General features: G+C 58.6%; 30 protein-coding genes. 28 read left to right on the top strand and 2 right to left on the bottom strand.

Annotation, left to right across the window (positions count from 1 at the left end; translation table 11 throughout):
- Positions 1 to 245: 245 nt before the first annotated feature.
- The 6 genes from AC5SSZ_RS14205 (at position 246) to rplP (ending at position 4,006) form a co-directional block, all read left to right on the top strand.
- The gene (locus AC5SSZ_RS14205) at positions 246 to 737 is read left to right on the top strand and encodes an ImmA/IrrE family metallo-endopeptidase (RefSeq protein ID WP_495438435.1); all 492 of its coding nucleotides are present in this window, start codon (positions 246 to 248) and stop codon (positions 735 to 737) included.
- Positions 738 to 1,361: 624 nt separating this feature from the next.
- On the top strand, positions 1,362 to 2,204 hold the full coding sequence (gene rplB, locus AC5SSZ_RS14200) for a 50S ribosomal protein L2 (protein WP_065271471.1): 843 nt from the start codon (positions 1,362 to 1,364) through the stop codon (positions 2,202 to 2,204).
- A gap of 3 nt (positions 2,205 to 2,207) precedes the next feature.
- A complete protein-coding gene (gene rpsS / locus AC5SSZ_RS14195; protein ID WP_065271470.1) occupies positions 2,208 to 2,486 on the top strand; it encodes a 30S ribosomal protein S19 in 279 nt (92 codons plus the stop codon).
- A gap of 3 nt (positions 2,487 to 2,489) precedes the next feature.
- Entirely contained in the window at positions 2,490 to 2,870 is a 381-nt protein-coding gene (gene rplV, locus AC5SSZ_RS14190; RefSeq protein WP_065271469.1) for a 50S ribosomal protein L22, read from the top strand.
- Positions 2,870 to 3,580, top strand: coding sequence for a 30S ribosomal protein S3 (gene rpsC, locus AC5SSZ_RS14185; RefSeq protein WP_065271468.1), 711 nt, complete (start codon positions 2,870 to 2,872; stop codon positions 3,578 to 3,580). The genes rplV and rpsC overlap by 1 nt, the downstream gene beginning before the upstream one ends.
- Before the next feature lie 12 nt (positions 3,581 to 3,592).
- Positions 3,593 to 4,006, top strand: a complete 414-nt coding sequence (gene rplP / locus AC5SSZ_RS14180; RefSeq protein WP_065271467.1) for a 50S ribosomal protein L16 — start codon at positions 3,593 to 3,595, stop codon at positions 4,004 to 4,006.
- 229 nt (positions 4,007 to 4,235) lie between these two features.
- Here rplP and AC5SSZ_RS14175 read toward each other — a convergent pair whose 3' ends face one another.
- Positions 4,236 to 6,404, bottom strand: coding sequence for a methyl-accepting chemotaxis protein (locus AC5SSZ_RS14175; RefSeq protein WP_495438433.1), 2,169 nt, complete (start codon positions 6,402 to 6,404; stop codon positions 4,236 to 4,238).
- Between the two features lie 256 nt (positions 6,405 to 6,660).
- Between AC5SSZ_RS14175 and AC5SSZ_RS14170 the strand changes: the two genes are divergently transcribed.
- The 12 genes from AC5SSZ_RS14170 to rpmD all read left to right on the top strand — a co-directional run bounded on the left by AC5SSZ_RS14170 (position 6,661) and on the right by rpmD (position 12,027).
- Complete coding sequence (locus AC5SSZ_RS14170) at positions 6,661 to 7,281, top strand: TIGR02466 family protein (protein WP_495438432.1); 621 nt, start codon at positions 6,661 to 6,663, stop codon at positions 7,279 to 7,281.
- A gap of 422 nt (positions 7,282 to 7,703) precedes the next feature.
- The gene (gene rpmC, locus AC5SSZ_RS14165) at positions 7,704 to 7,904 is read left to right on the top strand and encodes a 50S ribosomal protein L29 (RefSeq protein WP_065271464.1); all 201 of its coding nucleotides are present in this window, start codon (positions 7,704 to 7,706) and stop codon (positions 7,902 to 7,904) included.
- Positions 7,905 to 7,916: 12 nt separating this feature from the next.
- A complete protein-coding gene (gene rpsQ / locus AC5SSZ_RS14160; RefSeq protein ID WP_008555996.1) occupies positions 7,917 to 8,147 on the top strand; it encodes a 30S ribosomal protein S17 in 231 nt (76 codons plus the stop codon).
- A 100-nt stretch (positions 8,148 to 8,247) separates the two neighbouring features.
- Positions 8,248 to 8,616, top strand: coding sequence for a 50S ribosomal protein L14 (gene rplN / locus AC5SSZ_RS14155; RefSeq protein ID WP_005621870.1), 369 nt, complete (start codon positions 8,248 to 8,250; stop codon positions 8,614 to 8,616).
- Positions 8,617 to 8,618: 2 nt separating this feature from the next.
- Positions 8,619 to 8,930: a 50S ribosomal protein L24 gene (rplX, locus tag AC5SSZ_RS14150; protein WP_065271463.1), complete on the top strand. Its 312-nt coding sequence runs from the start codon at positions 8,619 to 8,621 to the stop codon at positions 8,928 to 8,930.
- Positions 8,923 to 9,486 carry a 50S ribosomal protein L5 gene (gene rplE, locus AC5SSZ_RS14145; protein ID WP_065271462.1) on the top strand — a complete coding sequence of 188 codons (564 nt, stop codon included), beginning with the start codon at positions 8,923 to 8,925 and terminating at the stop codon, positions 9,484 to 9,486. Before rplX ends, rplE begins: the two co-directional genes overlap by 8 nt.
- Before the next feature lie 18 nt (positions 9,487 to 9,504).
- Entirely contained in the window at positions 9,505 to 9,810 is a 306-nt protein-coding gene (gene rpsN, locus AC5SSZ_RS14140) for a 30S ribosomal protein S14 (protein WP_065271461.1), read from the top strand.
- Between the two features lie 13 nt (positions 9,811 to 9,823).
- A complete protein-coding gene (gene rpsH, locus AC5SSZ_RS14135; RefSeq protein WP_495438427.1) occupies positions 9,824 to 10,216 on the top strand; it encodes a 30S ribosomal protein S8 in 393 nt (130 codons plus the stop codon).
- A gap of 12 nt (positions 10,217 to 10,228) precedes the next feature.
- Positions 10,229 to 10,762: a 50S ribosomal protein L6 gene (gene rplF, locus AC5SSZ_RS14130; RefSeq protein ID WP_065271459.1), complete on the top strand. Its 534-nt coding sequence runs from the start codon at positions 10,229 to 10,231 to the stop codon at positions 10,760 to 10,762.
- Between the two features lie 11 nt (positions 10,763 to 10,773).
- Entirely contained in the window at positions 10,774 to 11,133 is a 360-nt protein-coding gene (gene rplR, locus AC5SSZ_RS14125; protein WP_065271458.1) for a 50S ribosomal protein L18, read from the top strand.
- 123 nt (positions 11,134 to 11,256) lie between these two features.
- The gene (gene rpsE, locus AC5SSZ_RS14120) at positions 11,257 to 11,826 is read left to right on the top strand and encodes a 30S ribosomal protein S5 (protein ID WP_065271457.1); all 570 of its coding nucleotides are present in this window, start codon (positions 11,257 to 11,259) and stop codon (positions 11,824 to 11,826) included.
- A gap of 12 nt (positions 11,827 to 11,838) precedes the next feature.
- Entirely contained in the window at positions 11,839 to 12,027 is a 189-nt protein-coding gene (rpmD, locus tag AC5SSZ_RS14115) for a 50S ribosomal protein L30 (RefSeq protein WP_065271456.1), read from the top strand.
- Positions 12,028 to 12,135: 108 nt separating this feature from the next.
- Here the strand turns inward: rpmD and AC5SSZ_RS14110 are convergent, their stop codons facing one another.
- Positions 12,136 to 13,875, bottom strand: coding sequence for a tetratricopeptide repeat-containing sulfotransferase family protein (locus AC5SSZ_RS14110; protein ID WP_495438426.1), 1,740 nt, complete (start codon positions 13,873 to 13,875; stop codon positions 12,136 to 12,138).
- Positions 13,876 to 14,180: 305 nt separating this feature from the next.
- On the opposite strand from AC5SSZ_RS14110, the gene AC5SSZ_RS14105 reads away from it, so the two are divergent.
- From AC5SSZ_RS14105 to AC5SSZ_RS14060, 10 genes are all read left to right on the top strand, one after another.
- Positions 14,181 to 14,393 (top strand): DUF1127 domain-containing protein, encoded by a 213-nt coding sequence (locus AC5SSZ_RS14105; protein ID WP_274830252.1) that lies wholly within the window; start codon positions 14,181 to 14,183, stop codon positions 14,391 to 14,393.
- A 283-nt stretch (positions 14,394 to 14,676) separates the two neighbouring features.
- On the top strand, positions 14,677 to 15,147 hold the full coding sequence (gene rplO, locus AC5SSZ_RS14100) for a 50S ribosomal protein L15 (RefSeq protein ID WP_065271453.1): 471 nt from the start codon (positions 14,677 to 14,679) through the stop codon (positions 15,145 to 15,147).
- A gap of 109 nt (positions 15,148 to 15,256) precedes the next feature.
- Positions 15,257 to 16,621, top strand: a complete 1,365-nt coding sequence (secY, locus tag AC5SSZ_RS14095) for a preprotein translocase subunit SecY (protein ID WP_495438424.1) — start codon at positions 15,257 to 15,259, stop codon at positions 16,619 to 16,621.
- The gene (locus AC5SSZ_RS14090) at positions 16,618 to 17,259 is read left to right on the top strand and encodes an adenylate kinase (protein WP_274830250.1); all 642 of its coding nucleotides are present in this window, start codon (positions 16,618 to 16,620) and stop codon (positions 17,257 to 17,259) included. The genes secY and AC5SSZ_RS14090 overlap by 4 nt, the downstream gene beginning before the upstream one ends.
- A 109-nt stretch (positions 17,260 to 17,368) precedes the next feature.
- Positions 17,369 to 17,767 carry a hypothetical protein gene (locus tag AC5SSZ_RS14085; RefSeq protein ID WP_495438422.1) on the top strand — a complete coding sequence of 133 codons (399 nt, stop codon included), beginning with the start codon at positions 17,369 to 17,371 and terminating at the stop codon, positions 17,765 to 17,767.
- Between the two features lie 266 nt (positions 17,768 to 18,033).
- Entirely contained in the window at positions 18,034 to 18,402 is a 369-nt protein-coding gene (gene rpsM, locus AC5SSZ_RS14080; protein WP_065271449.1) for a 30S ribosomal protein S13, read from the top strand.
- A 15-nt stretch (positions 18,403 to 18,417) separates the two neighbouring features.
- Positions 18,418 to 18,807, top strand: coding sequence for a 30S ribosomal protein S11 (rpsK, locus tag AC5SSZ_RS14075; protein WP_065271448.1), 390 nt, complete (start codon positions 18,418 to 18,420; stop codon positions 18,805 to 18,807).
- A 115-nt stretch (positions 18,808 to 18,922) separates the two neighbouring features.
- Positions 18,923 to 19,939 (top strand): DNA-directed RNA polymerase subunit alpha, encoded by a 1,017-nt coding sequence (locus AC5SSZ_RS14070; protein WP_065271447.1) that lies wholly within the window; start codon positions 18,923 to 18,925, stop codon positions 19,937 to 19,939.
- 139 nt (positions 19,940 to 20,078) lie between these two features.
- Positions 20,079 to 20,504, top strand: coding sequence for a 50S ribosomal protein L17 (rplQ, locus tag AC5SSZ_RS14065; RefSeq protein WP_065271446.1), 426 nt, complete (start codon positions 20,079 to 20,081; stop codon positions 20,502 to 20,504).
- 177 nt (positions 20,505 to 20,681) lie between these two features.
- Positions 20,682 to 22,073: a trypsin-like peptidase domain-containing protein gene (locus tag AC5SSZ_RS14060; protein WP_495438419.1), complete on the top strand. Its 1,392-nt coding sequence runs from the start codon at positions 20,682 to 20,684 to the stop codon at positions 22,071 to 22,073.
- The last annotated feature ends 1 nt before the right edge of the window (position 22,074 follow it).

The raw sequence follows: 22,074 nt of genomic DNA, 5'->3' as shown, positions 1-22,074 counted from the left end.
TGGCTGGTGTCATGCTTGTCGGTATGCTTCTATGAAATTGGTGAGGCTAGACTGCGAGACGGTACGTTGAGAGCGCCGCCCCGAGGGACAGTATTGGTACTTGAAGCTGGAGAAGATAATTCCCACATTCGTTGACAAGCGTGCTAGCTTTGGTGTAGCCGCGCCGCTCAAGTGATGTCTGCCAGCAGTATTTGATGTGTTCGGACGTTGGAGTGACTTTGCGTCAAAGGCAAGGGGGAGTGAACATGAACTATCGCCCAAACTATGCGCGTGTTAAGTCGCAAGTGAGGTCAATTCGCGAGGAGTTTGGAATATCCTCGCCCCCGGTCAATCCAGTTGAGGTTGCTAGGAATATGGGCGTTGAGGTCCGGTTTGTAGGCTTCAATGAAGATTTCCAGAATGTCTCGGGTTTCTACGACCCTGAAGAAAATGCTATTTATGTGAATAAAGATGAGTTTCCTTTAAGGCAGACATTCACGATTGCCCATGAACTGGGGCACGCTCTGCTGCATCGTGATTGGGCTATGGGTGAAGAATATCGCGTTCTGATGCGCGATGACCAAACTGACCATGGAGAACCTCATGAGAAGGAAGCGAATGCTTTTGCGGCTCACCTGCTGGTGCCTAGGGATATGTTGGATGAATACAGCTCGTTGAAGCCTCAGGATTTGTCTAGGCTTTTTGCGGTATCCCTTCCAATGATCAAGCATAGGCTTTCATTTGAATATGGCAGTTGATCGAAAGGCGGCCAAAGCTGGCATTAAAGATGATTCGGAAGCTCAGGATCCTGAACTGACGGATGCCCTCAGAAGTGCCGGAGACCTTAGGGTCGCCTTGGAGAAGGAAGGTAACAGACATAAGGAGAAGATGGCCGCCAAGGAGCTTGGTTAGTTAGGGCATCCCCTTGGGGGCAGAGAAAGCGCGCCCGTCAATATTGCGTTCGTAGTAATGTTCTTGAGTCTCATCTTTTGGTGGTGGTGCTTGGGAAAAGCGCAGCCCGAAGGCGCGGACCAGCAGTTTTGGGCGGACAACGCAAACCGTGTCTTGGCACTGGCGACAACCGCGCTTGGATATATCTTTGGTCAGAAGACGTCCAAGTAACTAACTCGAGCTGCTAGCCGTATCGCGGTGCTCTTCACCCATTGCCACCCCCAGCAACCTCTGCTAAACGGCACCAATCCTGAAGGCCTCGGATTCGTCCGGGGCTGTCTCTTTTGTCGGGATCATGAATAACCTGGGACCTTCGGGGCCCTTTAGATCGGTCACCTGACCCGCCGCTTGCGGCACATCAGGGGGCTTTAACATAGCGGGTCCAAAGACAAGAACCTAAGGATCCGCACGCTAAACGGAAGACAGAAAGCATGGCACTTAAGTCGTATAAACCGACGACGCCGGGCCAGCGTGGGCTGGTTCTGATCGACCGTTCGGAGCTTTGGAAAGGGCGTCCGGTCAAGTCTCTCACTGAGGGTCTGACCAAATCGGGCGGCCGGAACAACACCGGACGGATCACTTCTCGCCGCCGTGGTGGTGGCGCAAAGCGTCTTTACCGGATCGTTGACTTCAAACGGAATAAATTTGATGTCGCCGCGACCGTCGAGCGCATTGAATATGACCCCAACCGTACTGCCTTCATCGCACTGGTGAAGTACGAAGACGGCGAGCAGGCCTATATCCTCGCTCCGCAGCGTCTGGCAGTTGGTGACAAGGTCATCGCCTCCGCGAAGGCAGACATCAAGCCGGGCAACGCAATGCCGTTCTCGGGCATGCCGATCGGTACCATCGTTCACAACATCGAAATGAAGCCCGGCAAAGGCGGCCAGATCGCCCGTGCCGCCGGTACTTACGCTCAGTTCGTTGGCCGTGATGGTGGCTACGCTCAGATCCGCCTGTCCTCGGGCGAGCTGCGCATGGTCCGTCAGGAATGCATGGCCACCGTTGGTGCCGTCAGCAACCCTGACAACAGCAACCAGAACTACGGTAAAGCTGGCCGTATGCGCCACAAGGGCAAGCGTCCCTCGGTCCGTGGTGTCGTTATGAACCCGATCGACCACCCGCACGGTGGTGGTGAAGGCCGGACTTCGGGTGGTCGTCACCCGGTGACCCCGTGGGGTAAGCCGACCAAGGGTAAGCGCACCCGCAACAAAAACAAAGCGTCGCAAAAGCTGATCATCCGCTCGCGTCACGCCAAGAAGAAGGGACGTTAATCTATGTCTCGCTCTGTATGGAAAGGTCCTTTCGTCGACAGCTATGTGCTTAAGAAAGCCGAAGCTGCGCGTGAATCGGGCCGCAATGAAGTGATCAAGATCTGGTCGCGTCGTTCCACCATTCTGCCCCAGTTCGTGGGTCTGACGTTTGGTGTGTACAACGGCAAGAAACACATCCCTGTCAACGTCTCGGAAGACATGATCGGTCAGAAGTTCGGTGAGTATTCGCCGACCCGGACCTATTATGGTCATGCTGCGGACAAGAAAGCGAAGCGGAAGTAAGTCATGGGCAAGGTACAAAATCCCCGCCGCGTGGCCGACAACGAAGCAATGGCGAAAACCCGCATGCTTCGGACCAGCCCGCAGAAACTGAACCTGGTGGCTCAGATGATCCGTGGCAAGAAAGTGGACAAGGCTCTGACCGACCTCACTTTCTCGAACAAGCGGATCGCGCAGGACGTGAAGAAATGCCTTCAGTCCGCCATCGCGAACGCCGAGAACAACCACAACCTGGACGTCGATGAACTGATCGTCGCCGAGGCATGGGTTGGCAAGAACATGACCATGAAACGCGGTCGCCCGCGGGCCCGTGGTCGTTTCGGCAAGATCCTGAAGCCGTTCGCTGAGATCACCATCAAGGTGCGTCAAGTTGAGGAGCAAGCCTAATGGGACATAAAGTCAATCCGGTCGGCATGCGCCTGCAGGTGAACCGCACCTGGGACAGCCGTTGGTACGCCGACACCAAGGACTACGGTGATCTTCTGCTGGAAGATCTGAAACTGCGTGAGTTCATCAAGGCAGAGTGCAAGCAGGCCGGTGTGGCCCGCGTGATCATCGAACGCCCCCACAAGAAGTGCCGTGTGACCATTCACACCGCGCGCCCGGGCGTGATCATCGGCAAAAAAGGCGCCGATATCGAGGTCCTGCGCAAGAAGCTGGCAGCGATGACCGACTCGGAACTGCACCTCAACATCGTTGAAGTGCGCAAGCCCGAGCTGGACGCACAGCTGGTTGGCGAGTCCATCGCTCAGCAGCTGGAACGTCGTGTGTCCTTCCGTCGCGCGATGAAGCGTGCCGTTCAGAACGCAATGCGCATGGGCGCCCTGGGTATCCGGGTGAACGTCGCGGGTCGTCTGGGTGGTGCTGAAATCGCCCGTACCGAATGGTACCGTGAAGGTCGTGTGCCGCTGCACACCCTGCGCGCCGACATCGATTACGCTCACTCCGAAGCCATGACCCCCTACGGGATCATCGGGATCAAGGTCTGGATCTTCAAAGGCGAGATCATGGAGCATGACCCGCAGGCGCGTGATCGTAAGTCTCAGGAAATCCAGGACGGCCCTGCACCCCGTGGTGCTGGTGGCGGTCGTCGCTAAGGAGGGGATGAGATGCTTCAACCAAAGCGTACGAAATTCCGCAAAATGCACAAAGGCCGGATTTCCGGTCTCGCCAAAGGTGGTTCTGACCTGAACTTCGGCACCTACGGTCTCAAGGCTCTGCAGCCCGAGCGCGTAACCGCCCGTCAGATCGAAGCTGCACGTCGTGCCATGACCCGTCACATGAAACGTCAGGGTCGTGTCTGGATCCGGATCTTCCCGGATACCCCGGTAACCTCCAAGCCCGTCGAAGTTCGTATGGGTAAAGGTAAAGGTTCCGTCGACTATTGGGCATGCAAAGTGAAGCCCGGTCGCGTGATGTTCGAAATCGATGGCGTCAATGACGACATCGCCCGCGAGGCTCTGCGCCTTGCTGCGATGAAGCTGCCGATCAAGACCCGCGTCGTGGTTCGCGAAGACTGGTAAGCCCAGGCTCTTTGGAAAATCAGAAACCCCCGCCGAGAAATTGGCGGGGGTTTTTCTTTGTGGTCACTCCCGGAAAATCCGTCTGCCTTCCTGAGGCGAACGGCAGTATGGCGTGGTGCGCTGCGTAGTGTCGGGAAGGCAGTAAATGGCCCGCTCGGCGGAGTGCAGAGAGGGCCATCGTCTTGCGCTTCAAGGCGTCAAGCCGGGGGGCAGGACCAGAGCGTCCGGCCTATGCGGCCCAATCGTCTTGCTGCTGGGCGGCTGGGGCAGAGCCATGGTGCGCGGGGCTGCCTTTCAGGCGGAAGCCCGAGATCGCCTCGAACAGGCGGTGGGCCTCCTGTTGCAACAGCTGACCCGCAGCGGATGTTTGCTCCAGCATGGCCGCACTTTTTTGGGAGTCTTTGTCGAGCGAGTCGACAGCGACATTGACTTCAGTCAGCCCGTTGGACTGCTCCACCGTATTGTCGGCAATCGTATTCATGCGCTCCACGACCTGGATGATGGTCTGAACGATCTTTGCAAGGGACTCGCCAGTCTCGTCGACCAGCTTCACGCCGACGGTGACCTCGCCCCGGCTGGTGTTGATCAGGTTGTTGATTTCCTGAGCGGCATTCGATGAGCGCTGTGCCAGCGCGCGGACTTCAGAGGCAACCACGGCAAAGCCGCGTCCAGCTTCTCCGGCGCGGGCGGCTTCGACCCCGGCGTTCAGCGCCAGCAGGTTGGTCTGGAAGGCGACATCGTCGATCATGTCGGTGATCTTGGAAATCGCATCCGAAGAGTCCTTGATCCGTTGCATGGCCGTGACGGTCTGTTCTGCGATCGAGCGGGTGCCCTCTGCATTGTTCTGCGCATTGTCGACCAGCGATTTGGCGTCCTGCGCGCTGGAGGCCGTGTCACGCACCGTGTCGCTGACGGTCTGCAGCGCGGCGGCGGTTTCTTCCAGCGCGGCGGCTGAGGTTTCGCCCCGCCGCGAGGCATCGTTCATGGCGGATGAAATCTCGTTGGCGGTGTTGTTCAGCATTTCACTGCTGCCGGTCAGTTGCCGGATCATGCCATCAAGGCTGTTGGTCAGGTGGTCAATCGCATCAGAGATTTCCCGGAACACGCCCTTTTGCCCCGGTTGCATCGCCTGGTTCAAGTCACCGGTTGCCAGACCGCCGATCACCTCTTGAACGTCCTTCAATCCCCTTTCGGCGACGGTGCCAATGGCGTTCACTCCGTTGCCCAGTTCTGCGAACATGCCGCTGCTACCAGCGGTATCGACCCGTTTGGAAAAGTCACCTTCGGCGCAGGCGTCGATGACGCGGGCGATGTCCTTGGTCATACGGTGCTTGATTTCTTCGTCCTTGCGGAAGTCACCAACCGCCTCGGCGATTGCCGAGATTTCTCGGATAGGGGTTACGGGCAGTGCGGGGGTGAAATCGTTTTCCCGCATCTTTTTCAGAACCCTGTCAGTGCGTTTCAGGGGCCGGGAAATCCCGCGGGCCAGAAGCAGCGCGAGCACAATGAAAACAGCTGCGCCGCCCAGACCTGCGCGGGTCGAGTTACTGGCGGCCTGTTCGCTGATCGCGGCAGTGTCGGCAAGGATCTGACCCATGACGATACGGGACTCTTTGTGCAGGGCTTCGACCAAGGGTTCTGCAGCTGCATAGGTCTCTGACATCTGTTTCCGGAGATCCTGTTCTTTCAGGGTCTCATCAACATAGGCCGCAAAAGACGTCTGATAGGTGTCCATCAGATCCGATATCAACTGAAACTGCGCGCGATCCGCGTAATAGCTTTCGGGAAAGGCGTGGAACTCATCGACACGTGCATTCAACCGATCCAGGTATTTCGGATCCTTGCGCATGATGAAGTCCTTCTCGTGTCGGCGCATCATCAGCATTTTGACCTGCATCTCGGGCTGTTCGAGGCCCTGCAACTCGGTCTCGACGTTCTTCACCGCAGTCCGCAGATTGCCCTGCAGTCCGTCGTTTTCATCAAGCCCCAGGCGCCGGTTGCTGTCCGCGAGACTTAGAAAGGCTGCCCCATAAGCGGCGATCGCGGTTTCCAGTTCAGGCAGCGTGACGGCAGTAGACCGCAGTTCGGGAACCTGCGCGATATTTTGCTTCAGGCCGTCAAAGGTCGAGGCCAGTTGATCCATGATCGCGGCATGGCGCTCAGTGTACTTTTCGTCCTTGCGCAGTAGGAAATCCTTTTCAGCACGGCGGGCCGAAAGAAACTGCTGCTCCAGATCGACAAGAGACATGTCGACCGCTTCGATCTGCGCGGCCCGGACTTGCATGTCGTCGCGAACCTGATGGGTATAAAGAGAAATGCCCGCCAAGGTGAACATGATGCCGGCGGCCAGCACGATGATCGACAGGATGGCGAGATTGATGGATACTTTGAACTTCATAGTGGGGCACTCGGTAGATAGGGATGCTAGGTGACAACCGGAACTCAGGTCATACTGGGTCAGGGTAGCAGTGCCGCGCTAATATTGTGTTGCGCCCCAGTGGCGGTCTGGGCATGGCAGGGTTGCCAGAGTGTCATGGCTGGCCGTGCTGATATATGTTGTAATGTGGTGGGCGTTGTCCGCAGTGGGTTCCATTGCGCGGGGTGCAGCCAATTGGGACTCGCAAAAGTGCGCCGGGCAGGGATAAAAGGCAGCTATGGCACAGATCGACTCTCTCTTCGTTACCCGTCTCTACCGCGCTGCTTTGTCCGAACACGGGCCGAACATCGACGCAGGCGAACTTGAAAACTCCTGCCTTGTCATCGCCGGTGATGATGAAGCCGGGCAGGACTGGTGCGAGGAGAACGGCTATCCCGGCTATACCTCCTATGCCTCGCTGACCGATCTGCCCTGGCGGTTCCCGATCTTCGCCGATCTGGTGAAATCGCTGGACGCCCATGTGGCGGCTTTTGCTGAGGACCTGGAACTGGATCTGGATGATCGCGCGTTGGTGCTGGAGGATCTCTGGATCAACATTCTGCCCGAGGGCGGTACACACGCCAGCCATATCCACCCGCATTCGGTAATCTCCGGCACCACATATGTGTCGATGCCCGAAGGCGCTAGCGCCCTAAAGCTGGAAGACCCGCGCCACGCGATGATGATGGCCCACCCGCCGCGCCGCAAGGACTGCCGCCAGGAGCTGAAGACATTCGTCTATCAGTCTCCCAAGGTGGGCGATGTTCTGCTCTGGGAAAGTTTCATCCGCCATGAGGTCCCGCTGAACATGGCCGAGGAAGAGCGGATTTCGGTGAGCTTCAACTATAAGTGGGAGTGAGCGCCGTCTTGGAAGTGATCTGGGGGATCATTTCAGGCGCGAACGGGCGGAGTCCATTGCTTGCTTGGGATTTGCGCAACATGAGTGCAGTGCCTGACCCTGGGCCGGCGTGAAGCGCCTCCCTGTCGGGAGGGTCGGGCGGCCCGGGCAGTCAGCCCGTTTCAGGCTGACTTTAAACGGCGTGCTGAGTTGTGCGCATAGACATGTGTGGTTCTCTGCCGCCCGTTTGGCACAAGCTGCATCTTTCCCTTGCCCCCAACCACCAACTCTCCTATATGAACCCATCACCGCGCTCAGTGATGAGTCGCGGTGATCCATTTTCTGTGCCCTGAACTCTTCGGGCGCGGGCTACATAACCCACCAGACGTAAGGGTGACCCGTCAAAAGGGGCCCTCTGGTGCCAAGGAAAAGGAACAAAGGCGATGAACGCCAATGATCTGCGCGAAAAGACCGTGGATGAACTCCGCGATCTGCTTGCATCCATGAAAAAAGAGAGCTTCAACCTGCGCTTTCAGCAGGCAACCGGTCAGCTGGAAAACACCGCTGCAGTGCGCAACGCGCGCCGTAACGCAGCCCGTGTTAAAACCATCCTGAACGAAAAAGCCGCTGCGGCAGCTGAATAAGGAGCCTCTGAGATGCCCAAACGTATCCTGCAAGGCGTTGTGACCAGCGACGCAAACGCACAAACCGTTACCGTTTCCGTCGAGCGCCGCTTTACGCATCCGGTTCTGAAGAAAACCATCCGTAAGTCCAAGAAGTATCGGGCTCACGATGAAAAGAACGCTTTCAAGGTCGGCGACACCGTACGCATCATCGAATGCGCGCCGAAATCGAAAACGAAACGCTGGGAAGTTCTGGAAGCCTAAGAGCCTCACTTGAGGCTCCTGGCGACTAGGCTTTTTAGCACAGTCGAAACCCTGGGGGATCACAGCACGCATCGCTGCCCCAAAGGTCGGGAGAAACCACATGATCCAGATGCAAACAAATCTGGATGTTGCTGACAACTCCGGCGCTCGCCGAGTTCAGTGCATCAAGGTTCTGGGTGGTTCCAAGCGTAAATACGCATCCGTTGGCGACATCATCGTCGTCTCGGTCAAGGAAGCCATCCCGCGCGGTCGCGTAAAGAAAGGTGACGTCCGTAAGGCCGTCGTCGTACGTACCGCCAAAGAAGTCCGCCGCGAAGACGGTACCGCGATCCGTTTCGATCGCAACGCTGCCGTTATCCTGAACAACAACAACGAGCCGGTCGGTACCCGTATCTTTGGCCCGGTTGTTCGTGAGCTGCGCGCGAAGAACTTCATGAAAATCATCTCGCTTGCTCCGGAGGTGCTGTAATCATGGCTGCTAAACTCCGCAAAGGCGACAAGGTCGTCGTGCTGGCCGGTAAGGACAAGGGCAAAGAAGGCACCATCGCCTCCGTTGACCCCAAAGCCGGTAAAGCCGTTGTCGACGGCGTGAACATGGCGATCCGTCACACCCGTCAGTCCCAGACTGCACAGGGCGGCCGCCTGCCCAAGGCACTGCCGATCGACCTGTCGAACCTGGCTCTGCTGGACGCAAACGGCAAAGCAACCCGCGTTGGCTTCCGCATGGAAGGCGACAAGAAAGTGCGTTTTGCCAAGACCACGGGGGACGTGATCGATGCTTGATTCCGCTAACTACACCCCGCGTCTGAAGGATCTCTACAAGGACACCATCCGTGGCGCCCTGAAAGAGGAATTCGGCTACAAGAACGAGATGATGATCCCCAAGCTGGACAAGATCGTTCTGAACATCGGCTGTGGCCGTGCTGCCGTCAAAGACAGCAAGAAAGCCAAGTCGGCCCAGGCTGACCTGACCGCAATCGCGGGCCAGAAAGCTCTGACCACCGTGGCCAAGAACTCCATCGCCGGCTTCCGCGTTCGCGAAGGCATGCCGATGGGCGCCAAGGTGACCCTGCGCGGCGAACGGATGTACGAATTCCTGGACCGCCTGATCACCATCGCAATGCCTCGTATCCGTGACTTCCGCGGCGTATCGGGTAACTCGTTCGACGGTCGTGGCAACTACGCCATGGGCCTGAAAGAGCACATGGTGTTCCCGGAAATCGATTTCGATAAGATCGATGAGCCCTGGGGCATGGACATTGTGATTGCCACCACCGCGAAAACCGACGCGGAAGCAAAGGCGCTGTTGAAAGCTTTCAACATGCCCTTCAACAGCTAAGCGCGGGAAGGAAGAGACATGGCTAAGAAAAGCATGATCGAACGCGAAAAGAAGCGCGAGCGCCTGGTGGCACAATATGCCGCAAAGCGCGCCGAGCTGAAAGAAATCGCGAATGACGAAAACCGCCCGATGGAAGAGCGTTTCAAAGCGCGTCTGAAACTGGCGAAACTGCCGCGCAACTCGTCGGCAACTCGTCTGCACAATCGCTGCCAGCTGACCGGCCGTCCTCACGCTTACTATCGTAAGCTGAAGATCAGCCGTATCGCTCTGCGGGAACTGGGCTCGAACGGCCAGATCCCCGGCATGGTGAAATCGAGCTGGTAAGGGAGAGACAGATATGAACGATCCTATCGGCGATATGCTCACCCGTATCCGTAACTCTCAGCTGCGCGGTAAATCCACCGTCCTGACCCCGGCTTCCAAGCTGCGGGCATGGGTTCTGGATGTGCTGGCGGACGAGGGCTACATCCGCGGCTATGAGAATACCACTGGTGAAAATGGCCATCCGGCTATTGAAATCAGCCTGAAATACTTCGATGGCGAACCTGTCATTCGTGAACTGAAGCGGGTCTCCAAACCCGGTCGTCGCGTTTACATGGGCGTCAATGACATCCCGTCGGTCCGTCAGGGCCTGGGCGTGTCGATTGTCTCCACCCCCAAGGGTGTGATGTCGGACGCAAACGCACGCGCAGCCAACGTCGGCGGCGAAGTGCTCTGCACCGTCTTCTAAGGAGGCTTACAGATGTCCCGTATTGGTAAAAAACCGGTCGCACTGCCCAGCGGCGTTTCCGCTTCGGTATCCGGCCAGACCGTAGAAGTGAAAGGCCCGAAAGGGACCCGCAGCTTCACCGCCACCGACGACGTCACCCTGTCCGTTGACGACAACGTTGTAATGGTCGAGCCGCGCGGCAAGTCCAAACGTGCCCGTCAGCAGTGGGGCATGTCCCGCACCATGGTCGCGAACCTCGTGACCGGCGTGACCACCGGCTTCAAAAAAGAGCTGGAGATCCAGGGTGTGGGTTACCGGGCGCAGGTTCAGGGCAACACCCTGAAACTGAACCTCGGCTACAGCCACGATGTCGACTTCGTTGCTCCGGAAGGTATCACCATTACCGCACCGAAGCAGACCGAAATCGTTGTGGAAGGTAACGACCAGCAGCAGGTGGGCGAAGTCGCGGCGAAAATCCGCGAATGGCGCCGTCCCGAGCCCTACAAAGGCAAAGGCATCCGCTACAAGGGTGAGTTTATCTTCCGCAAGGAAGGCAAGAAGAAGTAAGGACAAGCAAAATGGCAAACAGCAAACGTACCCTGTTTCTGAAGCGTCGCCTGCGCGTCCGGAACAAACTTCGCAAGGTCAACGCAGGCCGTGTACGCCTGTCCGTGCACCGCTCGAACAAGAACATCTCGGTTCAGCTGATCGACGATGTGCAGGGCAAGACCCTGGCAGCGGCCTCGACCCTGGAAAAAGATCTCGGCTTCGTTGGCAAGAACAACGTCGAAGCAGCCACCAAAGTGGGTTCGGTTATCGCCGAGCGCGCCAAGGCGGCAGGCGTCTCCGAGGCCTATTTCGATCGTGGCGGCTTCCTGTTCCACGGCAAGGTGAAGGCTCTGGCCGACGCTGCGCGTGAAGGTGGTCTGAAGATCTAAGACTTGCGGGCGGCGGTTTCGCCGCCCCGATGATCCGGGAGGGAGCCTGCATGGGGTCCCTCACCAGGATTGAGATAACCGGCGCCCCGCCTGTTGGACGCGCCAGTCAGAAAGGAATGCCTCATGGCAGAACGTGAAAACCGCCGTGGCCGTGGCCGCCGCGAAGAAGAAACACCGGAATTTGCAGATCGCCTGGTTGCGATCAACCGCGTGTCGAAAACCGTTAAAGGCGGTAAGCGCTTCGGCTTTGCCGCGCTCGTCGTCGTAGGCGATCAGAAAGGCCGCGTCGGCTTTGGCAAGGGTAAGGCGAAAGAAGTGCCCGAGGCCATCCGCAAGGCGACCGAGCAGGCCAAGCGTCAGATGATCCGTGTGCCGCTGAAAGAAGGCCGCACCCTGCACCACGACATGAACGGTCGTCACGGTGCCGGCAAGGTCGTCATGCGCACCGCTCCGGAAGGTACCGGTATCATCGCCGGTGGTCCGATGCGTGCCGTGTTCGAAATGCTGGGCGTCAAGGACGTTGTGTCCAAGTCGATCGGCTCGCAGAACCCCTACAACATGATCCGCGCAACCATCAACGGCCTGACCAAAGAGCAGAGCCCGCGTGCCGTTGCACAGCGTCGTGGCAAAAAGGTCGCCGACATCCTGCCCAAGCGGGACGAAGCACCGGCTGCCGAAGCCGCTGAAGCGTAAGGAGACGGACACATGGCTAAAACCATCGTTGTAAAGCAGATCGGTTCCCCGATCCGTCGCCCCGCCAAACAGCGTCAGACGCTGATCGGTCTGGGCCTCAACAAGATGCATAAAACCCGCGAGCTGGAAGACACCCCGGCCGTGCGTGGCATGATCAACAAGATTTCGCACATGGTCGAGATCGTCGAAGAAAAAGGCTAAGCCTTACCCGGCATAGTCTGACAAACGCCTCCGCATTGCGGGGGCGTTTTTCGTTTGAACGGTCTCTGCTGGGCTTTGCGAAAAGTGAAATGGCGCGGAGGCGTCAGATCAGTCCGCGAGATCCGGCCACAGGCTCGTGTCTAGGGCCTCAAGGAATTCAGCCAATTCAGCGGCCTGCGCACGCCAACCGCCAATGGATCTTTGGTGTACCGGCTGGCGGATCTGAGAGGCGCTCATCGTTAGGGTCGGTGCGCTGCTATCTTCCGGCGCGGCCATTTCCGGTAACCATTCAAGCCTACAATAATCTGCAAGTGCGCGGCTGCCCGCCACCGGGTCTGCAACAAGGTCTTCGTAGTCGACCGTCAGGATCTGATCCGGGAATACGGTTTGCCAGTGATGCATGAGGCGGGCATATAGGCCGACGCGCCACGCCAAGGCCGTCTGGTCGTAGGTGTAGGACAGGGCTGTCCCGGTGAAGTGCGATTTCCACATCGATAAGGCCACGTCGCGTGGGTCACGCCGTACGTGCACAATCTTGCAATGCGGATAGGCCGTTTTGAGAAACCCTATGTAGCGGTAGTTTTCCGGCATCTTGTCGACATAGGCGCGCGTATCGTCAGGGCAGGGGGGCAGCCGCGCTGCATCTTTATTGGTAAAGATACGCGCCGCCTCGGCATCAAACGGAATGTCGCTGCTCACGAAATCCTGAACCAGAAACCCGGTTGCCGCGCGTTCGCCCAACGTTTCCACATTTGGCAGGCGGCTCAGCATTGCCTCGACCAGCGAGGTGCCGGAGCGGGGTAGGCCGAGGACATAGATGGGATATGGTCCGTCGGGTTTGTCGGTCGGAGAGGGAGTGATGTCCGGAAAGCGGCTCAGGATGCGCTCAGTCTGCCGGGTGTCTTCCTCTTCGTCATAGGGCAATTGTTTTGCAAGGATACCGTTTGCACGCTCGCGCGCCTTGGCGGCGGCCTGCCGGTCGCCCATGGCATCTTCGATCCGGGACAAGGCAAACTGCAGTTCGGCAGCTTCGACCGAGCCTGAGCGGAGTTTGCCGAGCGCCTTTTTTGCGGGGCGGGCCAGGGTTTTCATCTCGTCCCTGTCGAGCAACAGCGACAATTGTTCAAACGCCTGTGTCTGCGCGGGCTGCAGGGCCAGGACAGCCCGGAATTGTTCTTTGGCCTCTTCGAACCGTCCGGCCTCGATGAATGAGGTTCCGAGCCGGAGCCGGGCACCAATGTGCTCGGGCGCGAGCTGTACGGCGCGTTCAACCATCTCGCGGCCTTCGGCGTGTCTGTTCTGGCGGGCCAGCGGGAGGCTGATATTGACGAGGGTCTCCACGTTGTTGGGATCAAGCGATAGCGCCGTTTCATAGGCCGCGATCGCCTCGGTCTCTTCGCCGAGGTTGGCAAGGATCATGCCGCGCAGATTCTGGGCAGGCGCAAATGACGGGCGCAAGGTCACCGCTTGATTGATCGCAACCTCTGCCGCGGTGAGATCGCCAAGGTGCACATGCGCCTGCGCCAGGAAAAAACAGGCGGTCGGGTCGCTTTCCCGCAGGGGTTCGACAATCTTGATAGCTTGCGCGTGGCGCCCTGCCAGAATCAGGGTCTGTGCCAGATTGTGCCGCGCGTCGATAAAGCCCGGATCAATCTTCATCGCGCGCTGAAACTGTGCGATCGCCTCGGGCAGCTTGTTCATGGCCGAAAGACAGATGCCAGCGACGTTAAACGGATGTGGATCCCGCGGAGTCGTCTTTTGCAGGCGTTTTGCAATCTTCAGGGCCGGTTTGTAGGCGCCTGAGTTGAGATAAGAGGTAGCTATACCGAGGTCCCGACTCGCAATCATTCCGAAACCGCCTTGTTAAAAAACTGTTACAATTCGCTGCCCGCTATCACGATGCGCAAGCGCGAAGTGTGAAGCAGTTCACGTAAATCGGCGGATTTCTCGGGAGATTTGCGATTATCTGCACGGATGGGGGCAAAATCCCCACTATCGCCTGTTTTATAGCCATTCCGAAAACGCATAGCGGTCAAACGCTAGTGTCGGTTGTTAGGTCATGAAATGCGACCTATCTCCCCGGTGTCACAAAACAGACATGAACGACCAGCCGGGAAGGGATCCCGGTTTTGCCGAGATCAAGGACGACGACGATGGCCTATACAACTTCCGCTACCCCGACCTATTCCTTTGGCGCCCGCATCCGCGCCGCAGTTGCGAACTTCCGCACCACTCTGGCCCGCCGGTCCGAATACCGGCGCACCTATGCGGAACTGGAAAACCTATCCAACCGCGAGCTGGCCGATATCGGCGTGCGGCGCTGCGATATCAGCAACATTGCCCGGTTGCACGCTTACGGCAACTGATCGGACACCATAGCCCGGCCTGACTTATTGCCTCCCCCGGACTGGCCGGGATCGAAAGACGCCTCTGCCCTGCGCAGGGGCGTTTTTAATTTGTCCGGCGTCGCCATGCGCGGGAAGCCTGGGGCGGACAGGGGGCTTCCGCGCCGGGAGGCAGGGCTTGATATCGCCCGGCACAGCGTCTATACGCCCCCGGTGGCAATCCAAGCCACAGAATCAACAATCAAGAAGAGCCGAGGTTGGCCCGCTTACGCTTCAGGGGTCACATCCGGCAAGGAGAAGCGATATGAAACTTCATGAACTGCGCGACAATCCCGGCGCCGCCAAGAAACGCACCCGTGTGGCCCGTGGCCCGGGTTCCGGCAAAGGTAAAATGGGTGGCCGTGGTATCAAAGGTCAGAAATCCCGTTCGGGTGTTTCGATCAATGGCTACGAAGGCGGCCAGATGCCCCTCTACCAGCGTCTGCCTAAGCGTGGCTTCACCAAGCCGAACCGCAAGACTTTCGCTGTTGTGAACCTGGGCCTGATCCAGAAGTTCATCGACGCGGGCAAGCTGGACGCGGCAACCATCACCGAAGATTCGCTGGTCGAATCGGGCCTGCTGCGCCGCAAAAAAGACGGTGTGCGGATCCTGGCCAAAGGCGATTTCTCGGCCAAATCCAACATCACCGTGACCGGCGCGTCCAAATCTGCCATCGCGGCAGTTGAAAAAGCGGGCGGCACCCTGACCGTGGCGACAGCAGCTGCTGCTGAGTAACGGCTTGTGAGCGGCGTCGATGCCGCTTACATAGGTCACAGTTTTTCCATACGCCGCCCGAGCCGGAAAACGGTTCCGGGCGGCGTTTTCGCAAAAAGAGACCCATTTCATGGTATCAGCAGCAGAACAAATGGCGGCGAACACCAGCTGGTCCGCGCTCGGCAAGGCCAAGGATCTGCGCAACCGCATCCTGTTCACCCTCGGCCTATTGATCGTCTACCGTCTTGGCACATTCATTCCGGTCCCGGGCATTGATGCCTCGGCACTGCGCGAATTTATGGAGTCGGCGGGGCAGGGCATCGGCGGCATGGTGTCGATGTTTACCGGCGGTGCGCTTGGACGGATGGGCATTTTTGCCCTCGGGATCATGCCTTACATCTCGGCATCGATCATCGTTCAGCTGCTCACCTCCATGGTTCCGGCGCTGGAACAGCTGAAAAAAGAAGGCGATCAGGGCCGCAAGAAAATCAACCAGTACACCCGTTACGGCACCGTCGCGCTGGCAACGGCGCAGGCCTACGGTCTGGCGGTGTCGCTGGAGTCCGGCGATCTTGCGACCGACCCTGGCATGTACTTCCGGTTGGCCTGCATGATTACCCTGGTGGGCGGCACCATGTTCCTGATGTGGCTGGGCGAGCAGATCACCCAGCGGGGCATCGGTAACGGTATCTCCCTGATCATCTTTGTCGGCATTATCGCCGAGGTTCCCGCAGCCATCGCGCAGTTCTTTGCCTCCGGCCGCTCCGGTGCCATCAGCCCGGCGGTTCTGATCGGCGTGATCCTGATGGTTGTCGCGGTAATCATGTTCGTGGTCTTCATGGAGCGCGCCCTGCGCAAGATTCACATTCAATACCCCCGCCGTCAGGTGGGCATGAAGGTCTATGATGGCGGCTCGTCGCACCTGCCGGTCAAGGTGAACCCGGCGGGCGTGATCCCGGCGATCTTCGCCTCCTCGCTGCTGCTGCTGCCGACCACGATCTCTACCTTCTCGGCGGGTTCGGCCTCTGGTCCGGTGATGTCCTGGCTGCTGGCCAACTTTGGCCCCGGTCAGCCGCTGTACCTCTTGTTCTTCGTGTCGATGATCGTGTTCTTCGCGTATTTCTACACCTTCAACGTCTCCTTCAAACCTGATGAAGTGGCGACGAACCTGAAGAACCAGAACGGTTTTGTCCCTGGCATCCGTCCCGGCAAGAAAACCGCTGAGTACATCGAATACGTTGTGAACCGCGTTCTGGTTCTGGGCTCGGCCTATCTGGCGGCTGTCTGCCTGCTGCCAGAAATCCTGCGCGGTCAGTTCGCCATTCCGGTCTACTTTGGCGGCACCTCGGTTCTGATTGTTGTTTCGGTCACGATGGACACGATCCAGCAAGCGCAAAGCCATCTGCTGGCGCACCAGTACGAAGGTCTGATCGAGAAAAGCCAGCTGCGTGGCCGCAGCAAGAAACGCACAAAACGGGGGCCCGCTCGTCGATGAATATCATTCTTTTGGGCCCGCCAGGCGCGGGTAAGGGCACGCAGGCCCGTCATCTGGTCGAAACCCGGGGCATGGTACAGCTCAGCACTGGTGACATGCTGCGCGATGCGCAGGCCAGCGGCAGCGAGATGGGCAAGAAGGTGGCCGAGGTCATCGCCCGCGGTGAACTGGTCACGGACGAGATCGTCATCGGTCTGATCCGCGAGAAAATCGCCGAAGGCGCCGAGGGAGGCTTCATCTTTGACGGCTTCCCGCGCACGCTGGGGCAGGCAGATGCACTGACCGACCTGCTGGCCGAAATGGGGCAGAGCCTGGATGCCGTCGTTGAAATGGCGGTCGATGACGCTGCGCTGGTGGCACGTATCACCGGCCGGTCGACCTGCGGCGATTGCGGTGAAGTCTACCATGATGAAACCAAACCCTGGCCGGCCGATGGCAAATGCGCCAACTGCGGCAGCAGCAACATCAAGCGGCGCGCGGACGACAATGAGGAAAGCCTCAAGACCCGTCTGATGGAATACTACAAGAAAACCTCGCCGCTGATCGGCTACTATTATGCCAAGGGCAAGCTGAACAAGATCGACGGTCTGGCATCCATCGACGAGGTTCAGGCCTCTATCGCCAAGGTCCTCGGCTGATCTGAAATGTCAGCACAGAATGAAAAAAGAGCCGGGCATGTCCCGGCTCTTTTCGTTTTGGAAAGGCGAAAAGGGGAGGGTGGGCGGATCTTGTAAAAGGACCTTGCCAATGACGACTCCCACCTGTTCCGTGATCACCGCCGCGGCTGTTCTCTGTTTGGCGACGACGGCCCCCGGATTTGCCGAACGTTATTTCGTCAATGATCCCTCCGCCTGCCCGACAAACGCGGAGGAGCAGGACCGGTTGATGGATTTTGCCAATGACGGTGGGCTGATCCTGGAGGAGGACGGCTTCAGCTCAATGGAGTATTTCTGCAGTTTCGAGCCGGATCTGCAGTATCATTGGGACGGCTATCAGGTTACGACCCATGTGGGGCATTGCCAGACGCCCGGGCCGGTTTTCATGCCAACCTTGTTTACCTTCGTGATGAGTGAAGAAGCCCCGGGGGAGATCGCACTGTTCGACAGCAACGAATACACGACGCGGTTTTATTCCTGCACCGATTGACGTCGTCCGGGCAGGATGCAGGCGATGTGGGAGGATGTTGCCCCTGGGCCCATAAACTTTGACGTTTCCGCCGGGCGCCGGGTTGACGACATGCGGAATTCTCAATAGGGAAGCCCATCCCTCTTGGGAATCAATCCAGGCGGCCCGATTCCGTGCCGCGTGAGTACCTCGATACATTATCTGATGAAAAGCCTCTCGGGGCGTCATCAGGTGTTGTGAAAAAAGGTTCTGGAGTTACGGAACCGCAACGAAAAGGAAAGTGACACGTGGCACGTATTGCCGGCGTAAACATCCCGACTGCCAAACGGGTCCCCATCGCCCTCACCTATATCACCGGAATCGGCAACACTTCGGCGAAAGCCATCTGTGAAGCCGTTGGCATCGACGCAACCCGTCGCGTCAACGAGCTGTCCGACTCCGAAGTTCTGGCCATCCGTGAGCACATCGACGCAAACTACACCGTTGAAGGTGACCTGCGTCGTGAAGTGACCATGAACATCAAGCGTCTGATGGACCTGGGTAGCTACCGTGGCCTGCGCCACCGTCGTAACCTGCCCGTTCGCGGTCAGCGGACCCACACCAACGCTCGCACCCGCAAAGGCCCCGCAAAGGCCATCGCTGGTAAGAAGAAGTAAGGGAGGGTTTGATCAATGGCACGCGATAAATCCCGCACGAAGCGTAAAGAGCGCAAGAACATCGCCACCGGCGTTGCACATGTGAACTCTTCGTTCAACAACACCAAAATCCTGATCTCTGACGTTCAGGGTAACGCGATTTCCTGGTCCTCCGCTGGCACCATGGGTTTCAAGGGCTCCCGTAAGTCCACGCCCTATGCGGCGCAGATGGCTGCAGAAGATGCAGGCAAAAAAGCTCAGGATCACGGTGTTAAAACCCTCGAAGTCGAAGTTCAGGGCCCCGGTTCGGGTCGTGAATCCGCACTGCGCGCCCTGGCCGCAATCGGGTTCAACATCACCTCGATCCGTGACGTGACCCCGATCGCGCACAACGGCTGCCGCCCGCCAAAGCGCCGCCGCGTCTAATTATTTACGACTTTCGCTGGGGCCCCGCTTGATTTGTCGGGCCCCAGTACGTCATTTTAAACCTCGGGCGTCTGCACCTTCGGACATGGGGTACGGACAGGAATGGAGGGACTGCATGATCCATAAAAACTGGGCAGAGCTGATCAAGCCGACACAGCTTGACGTGAAGCCGGGCAATGACCCCGCACGGCAGGCAACCATCGTTGCAGAGCCGCTTGAGCGTGGTTTTGGTCTGACACTGGGCAACGCACTGCGCCGCGTCCTGATGAGCTCGCTGCAAGGCGCAGCCATCACCAGCGTTCAGATCGACAATGTTCTGCACGAATTCTCCAGCGTCGCTGGCGTTCGCGAAGATGTCACCGACATCATCCTGAACCTCAAAGGTGTGTCGCTGCGCATGGAAGTCGAAGGCCCCAAGCGCCTGTCGATCAATGCCAAAGGCCCCGCAGTTGTCACCGCTGGTGATATCTCGGAAAGCGCCGGTATCGAAGTTCTGAACCGTGACCACGTGATCTGCCACCTCGATGATGGTGCGGATCTGTTCATGGAACTGACCGTCAACACCGGCAAAGGCTACGTTTCGGCAGAGAAGAACAAACCGGAAGACGCACCCATCGGTCTGATCCCGATCGATGCGATCTACTCGCCGGTGAAAAAGGTCTCCTACGACGTTCAGCCGACCCGTGAAGGTCAGGTTCTGGACTATGACAAGCTGACCATGAAGGTTGAAACCGATGGTTCCGTGACGCCGGACGACGCCGTGGCTTATGCTGCGCGCATCCTGCAGGACCAGCTGTCGATTTTCGTCAACTTCGACGAGCCGGAATCGGCTGGCCGCCAGGACGAGGACGATGGTCTCGAGTTCAACCCGCTTCTGCTGAAGAAAGTGGACGAGCTGGAACTGTCGGTGCGTTCGGCAAACTGCCTGAAGAACGACAACATCGTTTACATCGGCGATCTGATCCAGAAGACCGAAGCAGAGATGCTGCGCACGCCGAACTTCGGCCGCAAGTCGCTGAACGAGATCAAAGAAGTGCTGTCGGGCATGGGCCTGCACCTTGGCATGGATGTCGAGGACTGGCCGCCGGACAACATCGAAGATCTGGCCAAGAAATTCGAAGATTCGTTCTGAGAATAAGGGGAGGGCGCAAGTCCTCCCCAACTACAAATGCCCACGCTGGTGGGGACAATCAGGGCAAACCCGCCCCAAGGAGAGCAGCTGACACGCATCGGCTGACAGACAAAGCAAAACCTTTAGAAGGAACTAGAAAATGCGTCACGCACGTGGATATCGCCGCCTGAACCGCACCCATGAGCACCGCAAGGCTCTGTTTGCAAACATGGCTGGCTCGCTCATCGAGCATGAGCAGATCAAAACCACTCTGCCCAAGGCAAAAGAACTGCGTCCGATCGTTGAAAAACTGATCACGCTGGCGAAAAAAGGCGACCTGCACTCCCGCCGGAACGCCGCCTCGCGTCTGAAGGAAGACCAGTATGTGTCGAAACTGTTCGACGTTCTGGGCCCGCGCTACAAGGATCGTCAGGGCGGTTACGTCCGTATCCTGAAAGCCGGCTTCCGTTATGGCGACATGGCGCCGATGGCGATCATCGAATTCGTTGACCGCGACGTAAATGCCAAGGGCGCTGCCGACAAGGCGCGCGTTGCCGAAGCCGAAGCGGCTGCCGACGACGAATAATAAATTACAGGCCACAACGGTCTGTCATTCTGGCCCCTGCAGCTGTGCCTGCAGGGGCTTTTTCATTTCTGTCCTCACGTGCCGGTCCGGCAGGGGACCGCGACTGGCGCCGTTGCTGCGCTTGCATTCCGCTGCCAGCCTCCGCATATCCTGTTCTGACCGAGGAATGGAGGCGATATGATCCGCGCTGTTTTGACCGCTCTGATGCTGGCTCTTGCTTTGGGGACGCAGGCCCCCGCCGAAACGCGGGTGCCGCAGTCGCAGGCTGAGATTTCACTTGGGTTTGCGCCGCTTGTGAAACAGGCGGCCCCCGCAGTGGTCAATATCTACGCCAAGATCGTGACCGAGGCGCCGCAGGCATCGCCTTTTGCGGGCGATCCCTTCTTTGACGATTTCTTCCGCAGTTTTTCCAACCCGCGCCCCCGGGTGCAGAACTCATTGGGGTCGGGGGTGATCCTTGCCGAGGATGGCATCGTTGTGTCGAATTACCACGTGGTTGGAATGGCGACGGAAATCCGCGTCGTGACCACTGACCGGCACGAATATGACGCCCGCGTGGTCCTCGCAGATCAGGCCAGCGATCTGGCGATCCTGCGGCTTGAAGATGCAGAGGGCCTGCCGTTCCTCAATCTGCGCAACAGCGATCAGGTTGAGGTCGGCGAATTGGCTCTGGCCATCGGCAATCCCTTTGGTGTGGGGCAGACGGTCAGTAGCGGTATCATTTCGGGGCTGGCGCGCACGGGCACCGGCACCGGAGAAGGTTTTGGCTATTACATCCAGACCGACGCGCCGATCAATCCCGGCAACTCTGGTGGGGCGCTGATCGACGTGAATGGCGAGCTCATCGGGATCAACACACGGATCCTTAGCCGTTCGGGCGGATCCAACGGCATCGGCTTTGCCATTCCGGCCAATCTGGTGCGGGAGTTCCTGCATCAGGCCCGCGCGGGCGCGGAAAGCTTTCAGCGCCCCTGGGCAGGGATGACCGGGCAACCGGTGGATGCGGATCTGGCGGCCTCGCTGGGGATGTCACGCCCTGAAGGCATGCTAATCTCCGAACTCCACCCCGAAAGCCCCTTTGCCAAGGCCGGGTTTGAGGTTGGTGACGTGGTGATCGAGGTGGACGGCGAGCCGGTAAATTCACCCTCCGAGATGGTGTTCCGCATGACCATTGCCGGTCTGGGCGGCAGCTCGGACGTGGCGCGCTGGCGCGGCGGTGAGAAAAAAGTGGTGCGGGTCGAGATGTACAGCGCCCCGGACAATCCTGCGGCCGACCCAGTGCAACTGGGCGAACGCAGCCCACTGCCCGGGCTGACGGTGGCGCGCATTAACCCGCGGCTCATCGTGGATTTGCAATTGCCGTTGACGGCCGAAGGTGTGGTGATCGCCGATCCGGGGCCTTATGGCGCACGGGCAGGGCTGCAGCGGGGCGATGTCTTGCTCGGGATCAATGGCGAGGCTGTCACGGCGCCGCAGGATGTGGTCGATCTGATGGGCCGCACGCAGGGCTGGCTGGTTATCGACCTGTTGCGGCGCGGGCAGCGCGTCAGCCTGCGTTTCCGGCTCTGAT

The sequence above is a fragment of the Phaeobacter sp. CC-HEC084 genome, from assembly GCF_059429255.1.
The sequence above is the reverse complement of the archived record's forward strand: the minus strand, read 5'-3'. Positions and strand labels throughout refer to the sequence as shown.

What these genes read in the sequence shown, in the direction of transcription:
- rplX (WP_065271463.1), top strand. Translation starts at nt 8,619, where the DNA reads ATGGCTGCTAAACTCCGCAAAGGCGACAAGGTCGTCGTGCTGGCCGGT.
- AC5SSZ_RS14170 (WP_495438432.1), top strand. Translation starts at nt 6,661, where the DNA reads ATGGCACAGATCGACTCTCTCTTCGTTACCCGTCTCTACCGCGCTGCT.
- AC5SSZ_RS14175 (WP_495438433.1), bottom strand. Translation starts at nt 6,404, where the DNA reads ATGAAGTTCAAAGTATCCATCAATCTCGCCATCCTGTCGATCATCGTG.
- rpmD (WP_065271456.1), top strand. Translation starts at nt 11,839, where the DNA reads ATGGCTAAAACCATCGTTGTAAAGCAGATCGGTTCCCCGATCCGTCGC.
- rpsN (WP_065271461.1), top strand. Translation starts at nt 9,505, where the DNA reads ATGGCTAAGAAAAGCATGATCGAACGCGAAAAGAAGCGCGAGCGCCTG.
- rplE (WP_065271462.1), top strand. Translation starts at nt 8,923, where the DNA reads ATGCTTGATTCCGCTAACTACACCCCGCGTCTGAAGGATCTCTACAAG.
- AC5SSZ_RS14105 (WP_274830252.1), top strand. Translation starts at nt 14,181, where the DNA reads ATGGCCTATACAACTTCCGCTACCCCGACCTATTCCTTTGGCGCCCGC.
- AC5SSZ_RS14205 (WP_495438435.1), top strand. Translation starts at nt 246, where the DNA reads ATGAACTATCGCCCAAACTATGCGCGTGTTAAGTCGCAAGTGAGGTCA.
- rpmC (WP_065271464.1), top strand. Translation starts at nt 7,704, where the DNA reads ATGAACGCCAATGATCTGCGCGAAAAGACCGTGGATGAACTCCGCGAT.
- rpsQ (WP_008555996.1), top strand. Translation starts at nt 7,917, where the DNA reads ATGCCCAAACGTATCCTGCAAGGCGTTGTGACCAGCGACGCAAACGCA.
- secY (WP_495438424.1), top strand. Translation starts at nt 15,257, where the DNA reads ATGGTATCAGCAGCAGAACAAATGGCGGCGAACACCAGCTGGTCCGCG.
- rplP (WP_065271467.1), top strand. Translation starts at nt 3,593, where the DNA reads ATGCTTCAACCAAAGCGTACGAAATTCCGCAAAATGCACAAAGGCCGG.
- AC5SSZ_RS14070 (WP_065271447.1), top strand. Translation starts at nt 18,923, where the DNA reads ATGATCCATAAAAACTGGGCAGAGCTGATCAAGCCGACACAGCTTGAC.
- rplB (WP_065271471.1), top strand. Translation starts at nt 1,362, where the DNA reads ATGGCACTTAAGTCGTATAAACCGACGACGCCGGGCCAGCGTGGGCTG.
- rpsE (WP_065271457.1), top strand. Translation starts at nt 11,257, where the DNA reads ATGGCAGAACGTGAAAACCGCCGTGGCCGTGGCCGCCGCGAAGAAGAA.
- rplO (WP_065271453.1), top strand. Translation starts at nt 14,677, where the DNA reads ATGAAACTTCATGAACTGCGCGACAATCCCGGCGCCGCCAAGAAACGC.
- rplV (WP_065271469.1), top strand. Translation starts at nt 2,490, where the DNA reads ATGGGCAAGGTACAAAATCCCCGCCGCGTGGCCGACAACGAAGCAATG.
- rpsH (WP_495438427.1), top strand. Translation starts at nt 9,824, where the DNA reads ATGAACGATCCTATCGGCGATATGCTCACCCGTATCCGTAACTCTCAG.
- rpsS (WP_065271470.1), top strand. Translation starts at nt 2,208, where the DNA reads ATGTCTCGCTCTGTATGGAAAGGTCCTTTCGTCGACAGCTATGTGCTT.
- rpsC (WP_065271468.1), top strand. Translation starts at nt 2,870, where the DNA reads ATGGGACATAAAGTCAATCCGGTCGGCATGCGCCTGCAGGTGAACCGC.
- AC5SSZ_RS14085 (WP_495438422.1), top strand. Translation starts at nt 17,369, where the DNA reads ATGACGACTCCCACCTGTTCCGTGATCACCGCCGCGGCTGTTCTCTGT.
- rpsK (WP_065271448.1), top strand. Translation starts at nt 18,418, where the DNA reads ATGGCACGCGATAAATCCCGCACGAAGCGTAAAGAGCGCAAGAACATC.
- AC5SSZ_RS14060 (WP_495438419.1), top strand. Translation starts at nt 20,682, where the DNA reads ATGATCCGCGCTGTTTTGACCGCTCTGATGCTGGCTCTTGCTTTGGGG.
- rplN (WP_005621870.1), top strand. Translation starts at nt 8,248, where the DNA reads ATGATCCAGATGCAAACAAATCTGGATGTTGCTGACAACTCCGGCGCT.
- AC5SSZ_RS14090 (WP_274830250.1), top strand. Translation starts at nt 16,618, where the DNA reads ATGAATATCATTCTTTTGGGCCCGCCAGGCGCGGGTAAGGGCACGCAG.
- rplR (WP_065271458.1), top strand. Translation starts at nt 10,774, where the DNA reads ATGGCAAACAGCAAACGTACCCTGTTTCTGAAGCGTCGCCTGCGCGTC.
- rplF (WP_065271459.1), top strand. Translation starts at nt 10,229, where the DNA reads ATGTCCCGTATTGGTAAAAAACCGGTCGCACTGCCCAGCGGCGTTTCC.
- AC5SSZ_RS14110 (WP_495438426.1), bottom strand. Translation starts at nt 13,875, where the DNA reads ATGATTGCGAGTCGGGACCTCGGTATAGCTACCTCTTATCTCAACTCA.
- rplQ (WP_065271446.1), top strand. Translation starts at nt 20,079, where the DNA reads ATGCGTCACGCACGTGGATATCGCCGCCTGAACCGCACCCATGAGCAC.